Source organism: Algoriphagus sp. TR-M9, from assembly GCF_027594545.1.
Taxonomy (GTDB): Bacteria; Bacteroidota; Bacteroidia; order Cytophagales; family Cyclobacteriaceae; genus Algoriphagus; species Algoriphagus halophytocola.
In genome coordinates this window covers 592,900-606,193 of record NZ_CP115160.1, presented here as the reverse complement: position 1 = coordinate 606,193, position 13,294 = coordinate 592,900, and the positions used below count along the sequence as shown (strand labels likewise).

General features: G+C 42.1%; 12 protein-coding genes. All 12 read right to left on the bottom strand.

Annotated elements, in window-relative coordinates:
• Nucleotides 1–12: 12 nt before the first annotated feature.
• Complete coding sequence (locus PBT90_RS02800) at nucleotides 13–3,717, bottom strand: ATP-binding protein (protein ID WP_270131473.1); 3,705 nt, start codon at nucleotides 3,715–3,717, stop codon at nucleotides 13–15.
• 55 nt (nucleotides 3,718–3,772) lie between these two features.
• Complete coding sequence (locus tag PBT90_RS02795; protein WP_270131471.1) at nucleotides 3,773–4,024, bottom strand: hypothetical protein; 252 nt, start codon at nucleotides 4,022–4,024, stop codon at nucleotides 3,773–3,775.
• A 30-nt stretch (nucleotides 4,025–4,054) separates the two neighbouring features.
• Complete coding sequence (locus PBT90_RS02790; RefSeq protein WP_264808819.1) at nucleotides 4,055–4,609, bottom strand: DUF420 domain-containing protein; 555 nt, start codon at nucleotides 4,607–4,609, stop codon at nucleotides 4,055–4,057.
• Nucleotides 4,596–5,264, bottom strand: a complete 669-nt coding sequence (locus tag PBT90_RS02785) for an SCO family protein (protein WP_264808818.1) — start codon at nucleotides 5,262–5,264, stop codon at nucleotides 4,596–4,598. The genes PBT90_RS02790 and PBT90_RS02785 overlap by 14 nt, the downstream gene beginning before the upstream one ends.
• 75 nt (nucleotides 5,265–5,339) lie before the next feature.
• Nucleotides 5,340–5,672, bottom strand: coding sequence for a cytochrome C oxidase subunit IV family protein (locus PBT90_RS02780; RefSeq protein WP_264808817.1), 333 nt, complete (start codon nucleotides 5,670–5,672; stop codon nucleotides 5,340–5,342).
• Between the two features lie 18 nt (nucleotides 5,673–5,690).
• Nucleotides 5,691–6,467 (bottom strand): cytochrome c oxidase subunit 3, encoded by a 777-nt coding sequence (locus tag PBT90_RS02775; RefSeq protein ID WP_264808816.1) that lies wholly within the window; start codon nucleotides 6,465–6,467, stop codon nucleotides 5,691–5,693.
• A gap of 27 nt (nucleotides 6,468–6,494) precedes the next feature.
• On the bottom strand, nucleotides 6,495–7,076 hold the full coding sequence (locus PBT90_RS02770; RefSeq protein ID WP_264808815.1) for a cytochrome c oxidase subunit 3: 582 nt from the start codon (nucleotides 7,074–7,076) through the stop codon (nucleotides 6,495–6,497).
• A gap of 3 nt (nucleotides 7,077–7,079) precedes the next feature.
• Nucleotides 7,080–7,982, bottom strand: a complete 903-nt coding sequence (cyoE, locus tag PBT90_RS02765; RefSeq protein WP_270131466.1) for a heme o synthase — start codon at nucleotides 7,980–7,982, stop codon at nucleotides 7,080–7,082.
• 2 nt (nucleotides 7,983–7,984) lie between these two features.
• Nucleotides 7,985–9,061 (bottom strand): COX15/CtaA family protein, encoded by a 1,077-nt coding sequence (locus PBT90_RS02760; protein WP_270131464.1) that lies wholly within the window; start codon nucleotides 9,059–9,061, stop codon nucleotides 7,985–7,987.
• Nucleotides 9,045–10,928: a cytochrome c oxidase subunit I gene (locus PBT90_RS02755; protein WP_270131462.1), complete on the bottom strand. Its 1,884-nt coding sequence runs from the start codon at nucleotides 10,926–10,928 to the stop codon at nucleotides 9,045–9,047. The genes PBT90_RS02760 and PBT90_RS02755 overlap by 17 nt, the downstream gene beginning before the upstream one ends.
• A gap of 18 nt (nucleotides 10,929–10,946) precedes the next feature.
• A complete protein-coding gene (locus PBT90_RS02750; protein ID WP_270131460.1) occupies nucleotides 10,947–11,978 on the bottom strand; it encodes a cytochrome c oxidase subunit II in 1,032 nt (343 codons plus the stop codon).
• A gap of 22 nt (nucleotides 11,979–12,000) precedes the next feature.
• Nucleotides 12,001–13,293 (bottom strand): quinol:cytochrome C oxidoreductase, encoded by a 1,293-nt coding sequence (locus PBT90_RS02745; protein ID WP_270131458.1) that lies wholly within the window; start codon nucleotides 13,291–13,293, stop codon nucleotides 12,001–12,003.
• Nucleotide 13,294: the final 1 nt, after the last annotated feature.

Sequence of the window (13,294 nt, the reverse complement as noted above, 5' to 3'; positions counted from 1 at the left end):
AAAAAGAGGCATTTATCCGACTAAAGGAAATGTAAGGTAAAAGGTACTTCCTTTCCCCAGCTCAGTTTCAAACCAGATTTTCCCTCCTGCTGTTTCTACTCCGCTTTTTGCGATAGCTAAGCCTAAGCCTGAACCAGTGGACTTGGTAGAGAAATTAGGAATGAAAATCTTGTCTTTCAGCTCATCCGATATTCCCCTTCCATTGTCTGTGATTTCCAGAAACACCGCCTGCTCAGTCATCCAAAGCCATACTTTGATCACCGGTTTCACTCCAGGCTCCACGGCCTGAATCCCATTGATTATCAGATTGGAAATTACCCTTCCAAACAGCTTATCGTCCCCCATGATAGGGATGCTATCGGTAAAGGAATCGTCTTTGAAAACCAACTCAGCCTGCTCATTGCCAGTGAACAGTTCCAGCACTTTGTTCAGTACAGTTTTGAAATTCATCAGTTCATTATTCGGCAAAGGCATCTTTGCAAAAGTAGAAAAAGAAGATGCGATTCCGTTCAGCGCATCTACCTGATGGATCAAGGTCTCCAGTGACCTCTTTAGCTTTTCCGCATCATCCAGTCTTCCAGCATCCTGTAACCTGATCAGATGCTGCAAAGTCAGCTTCATAGGGGTAAGGGGATTCTTGATTTCGTGGGCAACCTGCTTAGCCATCTCCCGCCAAGCGGATTCCTTTTCTGTGGAAGCCAATACTTTCTTGGAGTTTTCCAGCTTGAAAAGCATGTTGTTATACTCATTCACCAGCAAGCCGATTTCATCTTTTGACCCCCAGTACATGGGTTCATTATCTTCCAGATTAGTTGCTTTTAGTTTTTGCGTGAGCAGCTTAAAAGGGAAAGTCAAATTGGTGGAAACGAAGTAGGATACAAATAAGAAAAGGATAAATATCACCACAAATGCATTGAAAATATTGCTCAGCACATCGGCAATGAGTGTATTCAACTCGGTTTCGGATTCGAAAAAGGGTACTGCTAAAATCCCAAGGTTCCCCTGGTTTCCGGTCGCCGGAATCGCCAGGTACACCGATTTATATTTTAGCTTTCCTATTTGCTCGTCAGCTAAATACTGACTTTGTCCCATTTCTTCTATCTCCGCCATAGCCCGGGGATTGATGAGCGGTGCCATTATCTTCTTATCAAAAATATTAGGTCGGTTGGTAGTCTTCAATTTACCATCAATAGTATAAAGATGGATGTCACTGGCGGTGGTATTGGCCAGCTCATTCACCTCCTCATTGAGCGCATCAGCATCTACACCTGAAGGAGCTTGGTTATTCAGAAAACTCCCTAAGTTACCTCTGATCAGTGCTGCTTTTTGGATGTATTGCCGGTCCAGGTCCTCACGGTAGCTGTTTGCCAGCAAACCTATGGTAATAATACTGATGATGATGATCGGGAAGAAAAAGGCAAAATTCAGATAAAGTTGCAGTTTAGAGGAATAGTTAAACTCAAACTTCCGGACTCCTGTCACTAAGGTATTGATGAGAATAGAGAGAAAAGTCATCAAAACAAACAGTACAAACAGTAAAGAAATATTGCCAAAGAAATGGGATACAGAAATGTTTTTGGAAGAGACAATAATAAGCTCATTGCCATTTTGAATTCCCAAGTGCTGGTAGCCTCCCTGATGTACCCCTTCGGTCAAAAGGGCTGCTTTGTCTAATACAGGAGCAAAGCTCCTACTGAGGTAATTGAAGGTTCCTGAATTTCGGATAAAATCGCCCTCTTTGAAAATAGCATAATCGTAAAGCACCGGGTCAAGTTTCTCAGCGTATTTCTTATCTAAAAGCAATTTGGGGTACACGCTGCTGGGTTGGATCCTCAGCTGCCTGAGTTCCAAAAAAATGGTACCCAGTGCAGTATTCTCTCTGCTGATGGGTATGAAGGCAAGAAATCTATTGCCTGTGTTGGATTCGTTGCCCCGGATAAAATAAAGTCCCTTCACACTGGTGGCATAATCACTTTTAATGTATGTCTGCCTCAGATCTCTGAGACTCCCCCCTTCTGAAGACCCTAAAAGCTGCTGTCCAGAAGCAGAAAAAATCCGAACCTGCACCTCGAATTGATCGAAATAATTGTCCAGGTAAATCCTCCTGATTTTGGTTTCTATAGGTTCCTTCGAGAACAAGGGGTCTGCTATTCTATTTTGGATAAATAAATCGTCATCCAGCCTACTGAAAATTTCCCCAAGGAAAAACTCTGTCATCACGTCGTTCTCGATGAGGTTTTGATTGGCAAAGCGGACCTTAGACTGAATCTGTTCCGCCTTTTCGGTTTGAAAAATACTGACACCACCTATAATCGCAGACATGAGGCAGGCAAAGAAAAACACCAGAAAGGTATCAAGCCCCAGTTTGAAGGCATACCTGAAAAGCTCCAAACGGATAATCGCCGCTAGCAATGTCAGATGCGCCAGCCAAACCACAGCCGACCAACTGGAAAAGAATGCCAGGATCAGCAAAATCGGAACGCCAAAAATAAAAAGACCCTTATAGTACATCCGCTTGCTCGCATTGACTTCCAGCAGCAAACTGAACAAAGTCAAGGTAAACAACACATAGATCCCTGCCCAAAGAAACAGAATCAGGTAGCTGATTCCTTTGAACCAACCGAAATCAGAAATCGCACTGATATCCATGCCCCATTGGGAATTGATAATAAGATCCCGCGGAAGACTCCAAAACATATACAAAAACCCGGTACTGACCAGTAATGCAAACCCATAGAAAACCCTGAATTCATTGGCTGACTTTAATATTTTGATTTTCTCATGTGTGGACCTGGAAGCCAGCTGATATATAATCAATGCAAAGATCAAAACCATGCAGATGGTATTGATCAAAAAATCCCCTAAGCTGGGATTGAGCCAAGAAGAGGCATAATTAGAAGAATCAAAAAGAGAAAGGTTTAGGTAATTGGCAGGAAAATCCAATACCAGCATCAGTAACCTAAACACCAAAAGTACCAAGATGGCATAAGCAATAGAAGACCAGCGTTTTCCCTGCTTCCACTTTTTCAATACAAAGTCTGAACTCAGCAGGAAGTACAAGAGAAAGACAGAGGTGAAAAATATTAAAATTGCCGGATTGACTACCCTTCCTGCTGGGCTGTACCCAAATTGAAAATTGATACCGAATAGCTCCTGTCCGGCAGGGTTTTTCACTTGGAATTCCCCTTCCTCAGGATCGGAGAAAAGCTCAAACCTATCGTTTCCAAAAAGCTCCGGATTAGGGCCGGTGATCAGGTAATTATTTTCAATATTTCCGGGCCAGAGCATCCTCAAGACGTGTAGCACCACATAATCTACCTCGTTGCGCTTCAACCTTCGGATTTTCAAAAACAGCGTGCCAAAAGGATCCTGTATCAATTGGTATTCCCGGGAAAGATCGACCTGCTCGAAATCCAAAGTCAGCGAAAAATCGGACCAGTAGAGCAGTTCCTTTTCTGGGGATAAAATGAAAAAAGGGTGATTATGTGCGGGGATGCTCACCTGACTAAAACTCAAGGAATCAGCAGGTCTGACATCCATGAGTATCTGTACAAAATCCTCATCAAATTCCTGATCCACTACTTGCACTCTACCACTAAGGTCACGCAAATAGGATTCTTGATCACTTTTCTGAAAGAAAAAGAAATTGAGAATCAGTACAGCGAGAAGTGATAAAATACTGATCAAAATGATCAGCGAACGGGAATCATGCTTCATTTAGGTGTAAAATAAAAAAAGCAAAGTCCTAGATCAAACTTTGCTCTTTTATCATTTAATGCATGGCTATTTTAGCTTTCTTCTTTTTGGCATTTTTGTACCAAAAATAGCCGATCACCATAGCGATCAAATAAGGCATAACGAATAAGTAAAGTATTCCTAGATTCAGTCCTGCACCTATACTGGTGTCACCATTGGCTACATTGTTTTCCACAGATGCCCTACACATTGCACACTGCGCAAAAGCAGCGCTTTGATAAAACAAAGCCAGCAGCGTGAATAGAGCTGTTTTGAATACTTTCTTCATAATACTTCCTACGCTTCTATTCCCCTAGGGTTAATGTAAATAATATGGGCTGATCATCAGGTAAACCACCACTCCGGTCACGGTCACATACAACCAGATAGGATAGGCAAATTTAACAACTTTTCTATGCTTTGCCCTCTGATCCGTCAAACCATAATAATAGGCAAACAAAATAGGGAAAAGCGCTACAGCTGCTAGTATTATATGTGTAATCAACAGGAAGTAATAGAGGATACGAATGCTCCCCTCGCCACCGAAGGTAGTGCTTTCTGCAGCAGCATGATAAACCACATAGGAAACCAAGAATATGGCACCCAGGATAAAGGCAACCGTCATGGAAGCCTTGTGATAAGCTATATTTCCCTGTTTAATAAAAACCAATCCAACGATGAGTGCAATGGTAGCTGCTGAATTGATCACCGCATTCAAATGTGGAAGAAAATAGACCCACTCTGCCCCCAGGTCAAGCTTGGCCGGCATAAATAGCAATACTGCCACTGCTAAAGGAATAATTACAGAAATAGCGATAATCCAAGATTTCACTTTCCCTTCATTTCCTAGAATTCCCTGATTATTTGCTTGCATTGAGTAGCACTTTAGTTTCTAATATCAATAAGTCAACATCCTCTCTGGAGGTACCGCTATAATAGCCACGGATACGCCCTAGTTCATCGATCAACATAAACTTATCACTATGCACAAAATTATCTGCGATCCCTTCACCATCGACTGTGGGGATAGCAAATCCACATTTTGCCAGCTGATAGGTCTCTGCCAATCCCCCAGTAAGAAAGTCCCACTTCCCCGCCTGGGCATTATGCTTTTCTGCATATTTTTTAAGCACCTCTGGACTATCATACTCTGGATCTATACTGATAGACATGATCTGCACTTTATCTTCATTTCTAAACATGTCGTTGACACGCTCCATTTCTGAGGACATCACCGGGCAGATATTTGGACATGAAGTAAAAAAGAAGTCTACAACGGTAATTTTACCGTTCATTTTCTCTCTTCCCACTTCCTTGCCTTCCTGATTGGTAAAACTGAATTCAGGGATATAATGTTGGGTGGTATCTGTAGGAGGACATTCCTGAAAAGGATTATCCATACCCTGCTCATAGTAAATCGGAAGGTCGTAGGAGTTGGTCCCAAACCCACGCAGAAACATAAATATCAGGACAGGAATCAGCAAGATGCAGACTAAAACCATACCCTGAAGTAATCTCAAACTTCTCATGCTAGTTGATTAACAAAAAAGAAGGTTGAAGTGTGCCACTTCAACCTAAATTTCTTTTTGCCTGTAAAAAACCGGTTAAAACCAGCGGAGGTTAAATATGTCTGAACCTTCTTTGATCAAGACAATGATCAGCCAGAACAGAAATACACAAGGAACCAAAATGGAATAAATCAAAGGCTTCACCTCGTCACCAAGGTGCATGAACTCCATCATGATATATTTTGCTTTCCATACAGTTAACCCCATAAACAGCAGGTAAAGTATTATCCCCCTAGGCATGGTAAATGCCATCACAAACTCAGCAGCTGTAATCAAAAGGAGAATTAGAGCTGTCTTCCAGATTTTCTTGATCTTCTGGTTGTTCTTAGGGACAACCGTGAGCGTAGATTTATTTTCTTGAATATCCATAATTCAGTTTTTTAAAGCTTAGATCAGATAGAAAAGGGTAAATACAAAGACCCATACCAAGTCTACAAAGTGCCAGTAAAGTCCGATTTTCTCTACCATCTCATAGTGACCTCTACGGTCATAAACGCCAACAGCAGCTTGATAGAAACAAAGGAACAACAAGATTACCCCTATAGTCACGTGGAATCCATGGAATCCAGTAATGAAGAAGAATAGGTTAGCAAAAGAGGCTGGACCGTATTCATTAACCAGTAGGTTTGCTCCAAATACAGTTTCAGTGACTGTGCGACCTAAATCATTTACATAGGTCAGAACTGTGCCTGCGTCAGAACCATGGATGAAGTGACTCCACTCCCATGCCTGACAGCTAAGGAAAGTGATCCCTCCAAGCAGGGTCCAAAGCATCCATTTGACCACATCATCGCGGTCATTTCTATGTCCTGCTTCCACAGCCAATACCATAGTCACCGAGCTGGCAATCAAAATAAAGGTCATGATTCCCACAAACACCAAAGGTGCATGCACACCATGTACTAGAGGAATGGCATCAAAAACCAATTCCGGAATAGGCCAATATTCATTGGATCCTACAAAGTCCGTAAGTGGTCCATCATAGGCAGGGTAACTTACCCGAATCGCTAAATAAGTGATCAAAAAGGCGGCAAAAGTGAAGATATCCGAAAGCAGGAAAAACCACATCATTAGTTTTCCATAGCTGGCTTTGAGAGGTTCGTTACCTCCATCCCAAACGCCTCTTTTCGAGCTTACTCCTATAGCAGTAGAATGCGCAGACATAAGATATTGATTTGTACTTAGTTAATTTTAATGATTCAAAAGCAAAAACATAAACAGATATAACCACAGTGCAGCAAGAAAATGCCAATAGGTAGTCGCCATCTCCAATGTATCCATAGATTGGGAATGGACCTTATATCTGAAAGTCGAAATTAATACAATAATCAGAAATATCACACCACTGATTAAGTGTACGGCATGAAGTCCGGTAAAAACGTAAAGAAAAGAGCCCGCAGGATTCCCTACGAAAAACACATTCCTGTCTACCAAAGCAACCCAACTGTACCACTGCCCTACCAAGAAAGCTATCCCTAGCACTACAGCTAGCGTAATTCCCAACCTTAACCCGGCGAGATTATCCTTTTTGGCAGCGGCGTAAGCCACCTGTAAGCAAACACTACTCAGGATTACTATTCCTGAAGTATACCAGAAAATCGAAGGTAGGTCATATTCCAACCAATTCCCTTCAGATTGACGTACGATATAAGCACTTGTCAATGCCGCAAATATCATCACCACTGTCACCAAGAAAAGCCATAAGGCAAACTTCTTCGGGTGCATGGCAATGGGCTGCTCTACCACATCTACATACTTCAATTCCTTCTCCATAGTTTAGGGTAGTTTATCCAGTAAATATGCAATTTGAACTATCGGCAAGTAAAGGAATGAACCGAACATGATTTTTAATGCTGATTTGCGCGAGCAATCTCTCATCAGTGAAAATGTCTGAGCTAAGAATAAAACTCCGCAAACCGTTGCTACTATTCCTGAGGTCATTCCCGTAAGCCCAAAGTAACTTGGCAATAAGCCAAGCGGCAACAAGAATAAGGTGTAAATCATGATTTGAATAGCCGTATTCAAATCCTTGGCCCCACCACTAGGCAATAATTTAAAGCCGGCAGCCTTATAATCCTCATCACTTACCCAGGCAATAGCCCAAAAGTGAGGAAACTGCCAGATAAACTGAATCCCAAAGATGATTAAAGCTTCATAAGTAATGGTTCCTGTAGCTGCAGTCCAACCCAGCAATGGAGGCAATGCCCCAGGAATGGCTCCAACAAATACTGCGATAGGCCCCACTCTCTTCATCGGAGTATAGACAAATGCATACAGTATCATGCTCAGCACCCCTAGCCCTGTGGTCAATGGATTGGTGAAAACCCAAAGAAGCATAACTCCTATAATAGCTACTATGCTCGTAAACCAATAAGCTTCTTTTACAGAAATTGTCTGAAGGGGAAGCGGACGGTTTTGGGTACGCTTCATCAGCTTGTCCAAATCCCGCTCCATGATCTCATTAGCAGCACAGGAAGCACCGCTGATCAAAAAGCCGCCTAAAACCAAACCTACAAATCCTGCCCAGCCAAAATTCACTCCACGATCGCCGAGTATATAGCCAAAAGCCGCAGAAAGCGTAACAAAAGCGGATAGCCTAAGCTTGATCAACTCCGAGTACGATTTGATTCTACTACTCCATCGAGTATGGATATGGTCAGTTAATTCAACTGTCCTCATGATTAATTGGTATTTAATCGAAATTGCTTGTGTTCCCTGATTTCAAGAAGCAAGAGGACCTGCACCCCGATAATCAATGAACCTACTAATAAATGGATAGGCTGGAGAAAAGCAGGGATACCAAAGTATGCCATTGCCATTCCTGTAGCTATTTCCAATATGATCAGAATCATTAAGACCTGAGACCAAAGATTTACTTGAGACCTTCTGAGGGTGTACTTAAACGCCCAAAAGAAATACAAGACATGAATACCTAGCAATACTAGGGAGAAGGACCGGTGAATTAGGAAATCAACCCCTACGCGTCCAACCCATTCCTCCCGAAGCATATTTCCAAGTGAATCAGAAATGATGTCGATCTGCTCCCGAACTTGAGTTCCCAGCACAACTTGTACAAACATTAGTAGTGTACCAATCAACAGCAGTACTTCCACCTTGCCCGGCACATCCATCTTCACGCCCTTTCTTGCCTGCAACCTGCCTGATCTATGATAGACATATATCAGCAGCGAAACCAATAGTAGCGCTAGGATCATATGAACTGTAATCATCCAGTGAAGAAGATTTGTCGATACGACTATAGATCCAATCCAACCGATGAAAATCACAAGCACTAGACTAAAAACAGATACAATGGGTAAGCATTTATCGGTTTTCCATAGCGGGAATGATTTCCAAACTGTCAGAATAATCAAGAAGCCAATTACAACACCAGCCAGTCGGTTGAGATACTCAATCCAAGTTTTAACAGGATTGAATTCCTCTTCGATTAGGATAGATTTATCATTGGCTATTTCTTCTGCCTTCTCAGTAAACCCCAGCTTTTCAAGTGTAGCTACGAATCGTTCATTCTTAGCCAGTCTTTTCTCTAAGTAAATCTCCTGGTAATTCTTAGGAAGTTGGTCAACGCTGGTAGGTGGAATCACACTCCCAAAGCACTTTGGCCAGTCTGGACAACCCATTCCTGACCCTGTGCTACGTACTATACCTCCTATTAATATCAGGATATAAACAGCTATCACCGTGATCAAACTCACACGGCGAAAGCTACTTACTGCATGTTTAGTGTTTTGCTTCATTTGCTGCCAAAACCTCTTCTTCCTCCTTCATAATCTCCAGTTCGGTTTTCACCAATTCTTGCTCATGCGGAAGGTTAGATTCTGGTGTAGCTGATAGAGGAACAGTCTGAGGAATGAAATCTTCCTCTGCTCCAGGCTTAGAGTAATCATAAGCCCATCTATATACTGCTGGGATCTCTCCAGGCCAGTTACCATGTCCAGGATTAACCGGTGTAGTCCACTCCAGTGTGGTTGATCTCCACGGGTTTTTGCTCGCTTTCTTACCTCTATACATAGAGTAGAAGAAGTTAAACAAAAAGATAAACTGAGCAGCAAATGTGATGATAGCAGCTACAGATACAAACATGTTCAAATCAGTGTACATGTTAGTGAACTCAAAGCTAGTCCAAGTGTAATATCTTCTAGGAAATCCAGCTATACCTATATAGTGCATTGGGAAGAATACCATGTAAACACCCACAAATGTCAACCAGAAGTGAAGGTATCCTAGCTTCGCATCCATCATTCGACCGAACATCTTTGGGAACCAATGGTAAACACCCGCCAACATTCCAAAGAATGAGGCTGATCCCATTACTAGGTGGAAGTGAGCTACCACAAAGTAAGTATCGTGAAGTTGGATATCAATTGCAGAGTTACCCAGGAAAATACCTGTCAAACCACCAGAGATAAAGAACGATACCAGGCCAATAGAGAACAACATCGCAGGGGTAAAGATCAGGTTACCCCTCCAAAGTGTGGTCAGGTAGTTGAAGACTTTTACCGCAGAAGGCACCGCAATAATCAAAGTCAGGAACATGAAGATAGATCCCAAGAATGGGTTCATACCCGACACAAACATGTGGTGTGCCCATACTACGAAGGATAAAACAGTAATACCCAACATAGACACGATCATGGCCTTGTATCCGAAAATCGGTTTTCTAGAATTCGTAGCGATTACTTCAGAAGTGATACCTAGTGCCGGTATCAAAACGATATATACTTCTGGGTGGCCTAGGAACCAGAACAAGTGCTGGTACAATACCGGGCTACCTCCAGTATTTGGAAGTGCTTCACCATTGATATAGATATCAGAAAGGTAGAAGGAAGTTCCAAAGCTTCTATCAAACACCAACAATAGTGCTGCTGCAAATAAAACCGGGAAGGATAACAAGCCGATCACTGCAGTTAGGAAGAAAGCCCATATGGTCAAAGGAAGTTTTGAAAAGGACATTCCTTTGGTACGAAGGTTAATGACGGTCGTGATATAATTGATCCCCCCCATTAAGGAGGAAGCAATAAAGAAAGTCATGGCAATCAACCACAAGGTCATCCCCAAACCTGAGCCTGGAATCGCCTGCTCCAGGGCAGATAGAGGAGGGTAAACTACCCATCCACCACCGGCAGGGCCGGTTTTCAAGAAAAGAGAAATAAACATGATCACTCCAGAAAGGAAGAACAGCCAATAAGAAAGCATGTTCATAAATCCTGAGGCCATATCTCTAGCTCCAATCTGAAGCGGAATCAAGAGGTTAGAAAAGGTACCACTCAAACCTGCAGTCAATACAAAGAATACCATGATGGTACCGTGCATAGTGACTAATGCCAGGTAAAAGGTAGGGTCCAACTTACCTGTTTCATCGATCCATCCACCCAGTAATGGTCTCAAAAAGGACATATCCATATCTGGAAAACCCAATTGAAGTCTAAATAGGATAGATAGGAATCCACCGATCAGTGCCCAGAACATACCTGTTACCAGGTATTGCTTGGCGATCATTTTATGATCAGTAGAGAAGATGTATTTTGTTACAAAATTATCATGATGCTCATGATCATGATGATCGTGGGCTGCGTCATGATGTGCGACAGATGCGGTAGACATAATCTATAATTTTGTTTATTACTTTTCGCTTAATTGAACCTCAGCAACCTCTTTCACATCTCCTTGTAGTCCTTCAGCAAGTGCAGGATTCATTTCGATGAAAGATTTTTGCGATGCAAACCATTTCTGGTACTCTTCAGGTTCTACAACCTCAATTACTTTTCTCATACCGAAATGACCACGTCCACAAATCTCCGTACAAGCGATTTCGTACTCGAATTCAGGATTACCAGTCTCTTCACGCATTTCTGCAGTAGTTTTGGTAGGAACAAACCAGAAACGGGTAGGCATACCCGGAACGGCATCCATTTTCAATCTCATATGAGGAGCAAACACAGAGTGCAATACATCCCGAGCTCTGATTTTGAAAAGAACCGGTTCTCCTTTTGGGATTACTATAACCTGTGCAGGAAAGTCATCTAGGGCATTCTTATCGGTATAATCAACACCACCCGAATTGGTAGCTGAAATCAACCTATAATCATAATCACCCAAAACCTTATCCTTACCAGGATACCTGGCTTCCCAAGCAAACTGATATCCCATGATCTCAACTACATGTGCATTTTCAGGAGCTGGTTCTGTAATATCAGACCAGGCCATCCATCCGGATATAACCAGTCCAGCTAGTACAATCGCAGGCACTACAGTCCACATCACCTCTAGTTTATTGTTGTCCGGGTAGAAAGTCGCTTTTCTATCTTCCTTGTATTGATACTTATATGGGAAAATGAACAACAACACATGAGTAATCAAGAAAACAACCCCAGTCACAGCCATGGAAATCCAGAACAATTTGTCTGTCACCGCCCCATGCTCTGAAGCGATAGGCAGCTGATAGTTATCAAACTCCTTAATAGAATACCAGAACATCAAAGCTCCAGCTCCTAGCAAGAACACAATAAATAAAATCGCATTCACCTTATTGCTCCCTGAAGCGATCTTCTTATCCGATCCTTTTACTACAGAGACTAAGGTTTGGATTCTATAAACCATCCAGATGATGGATAGCAACAATAGAACCCCTACTCCAATCAGAAATCCGTACATACCTTAATTATTTCGGCTGTTATTAAATATGATGATGATAACTCTCCTCTAGCATTGGGTGGTTCTTAGGAATCAGATTCCCCTTAGCCAATGCAGTAAGAACAACAAATATAAATGAAGCTCCATATACCAGGAACATTCCTACTTCCATTAGACCAACTCCACCATTGTGTCCTAATGTACCAGGCTGAACCATCAGGAAGAAATCCACCCAGTGGCCTACCACGATCAGTGTACATACCAGCTTCAAGAAAACACCATGTCTCTTAGAGTCTCTTGTCATCAGTAACAAGAATGGTAACACGAAATTGATCGCAAGGTTTACAAAAATGTATGGTCCATAGATATCACTGGTAAGTCTCTCCACGAAATACACTGATTCCTCAGGAATATTCGCATAGTAGATCAATAAGAACTGAGAGAACCAGAGGTAAGTCCAGAAGATCGTAAATCCAAATACAAATTTACCTAGGTCATGAACGTGATTTTCATTGACCATTTCCAGGTAGCCTAGCCCCTTTAAGAAAATGGTAAGCAGGGTGATTACTGCTAGCCCTGACACAAACCATGAGGAGAATACATACCAACCAAATAAGGTAGAGAACCAGTGTGTGTCAATAGACATCACCCAGTCCCAAGCTGCAATAGAAGAAGACACAGCAAAGAATACTAGGAAGTATGCTGACCAGCTTCTCAATTTATACCAAGTGGCAGTTCCACCAATTTGATCTTCATTATAAGTGAACTGCTGGAATTTCTTGAAAAAGAAGACCCAGAAACCAAAGAACAGGAACATTCTCACAATATAGAATACTGGGAAAGTCCCTTTCTCCATTGGCCAGTAAAAGAAAGCTCCTTTACCGTCAATAATAGAATCGTATTCTGGAGAGGTAGTATCAAATAAATAACTGTGGGTCCAGTGGAATAAACTATGATTTGCTACGAAGAAAGTGGCAATAAGTAAAACTCCAGCTATAGGCAACCAGCTTCCCATAGAAAGCATCACCCGAAGTATGGCGGTAGACCAACCTGCTTGGGCAGCATATTGAATTGCGAAGAAGAAAACACCTACTATGGCTATGCCGGTAAAGTACACGTTGTTGATCCATAGGTTAGCATAAAGGCGCTCATACCAATGAAACGCATGACCTTCAGCTTCTGCGGCTCCTTCATGGTGTCCTCCAAACATGGACATGATTATGCCAATGACTAATAATACTGCGCCTATACCCAATACTGTAAACACAGTCTTTTTTAGAGCGCCTGTAAAATCAAATTTTTGATCCAGATTGTAATGTTGTACGTCGTGAGCCATA

Bases quoted from the DNA above. Each gene is read 5' to 3' on its own strand.
- PBT90_RS02800 (WP_270131473.1), bottom strand. From the start codon at position 3,717: ATGAAGCATGATTCCCGTTCGCTGATCATTTTGATCAGTATTTTATCA.
- PBT90_RS02795 (WP_270131471.1), bottom strand. From the start codon at position 4,024: ATGAAGAAAGTATTCAAAACAGCTCTATTCACGCTGCTGGCTTTGTTT.
- PBT90_RS02790 (WP_264808819.1), bottom strand. From the start codon at position 4,609: ATGCAAGCAAATAATCAGGGAATTCTAGGAAATGAAGGGAAAGTGAAA.
- PBT90_RS02785 (WP_264808818.1), bottom strand. From the start codon at position 5,264: ATGAGAAGTTTGAGATTACTTCAGGGTATGGTTTTAGTCTGCATCTTG.
- PBT90_RS02780 (WP_264808817.1), bottom strand. From the start codon at position 5,672: ATGGATATTCAAGAAAATAAATCTACGCTCACGGTTGTCCCTAAGAAC.
- PBT90_RS02775 (WP_264808816.1), bottom strand. From the start codon at position 6,467: ATGTCTGCGCATTCTACTGCTATAGGAGTAAGCTCGAAAAGAGGCGTT.
- PBT90_RS02770 (WP_264808815.1), bottom strand. From the start codon at position 7,076: ATGGAGAAGGAATTGAAGTATGTAGATGTGGTAGAGCAGCCCATTGCC.
- cyoE (WP_270131466.1), bottom strand. From the start codon at position 7,982: ATGAGGACAGTTGAATTAACTGACCATATCCATACTCGATGGAGTAGT.
- PBT90_RS02760 (WP_270131464.1), bottom strand. From the start codon at position 9,061: ATGAAGCAAAACACTAAACATGCAGTAAGTAGCTTTCGCCGTGTGAGT.
- PBT90_RS02755 (WP_270131462.1), bottom strand. From the start codon at position 10,928: ATGTCTACCGCATCTGTCGCACATCATGACGCAGCCCACGATCATCAT.
- PBT90_RS02750 (WP_270131460.1), bottom strand. From the start codon at position 11,978: ATGTACGGATTTCTGATTGGAGTAGGGGTTCTATTGTTGCTATCCATC.
- PBT90_RS02745 (WP_270131458.1), bottom strand. From the start codon at position 13,293: ATGGCTCACGACGTACAACATTACAATCTGGATCAAAAATTTGATTTT.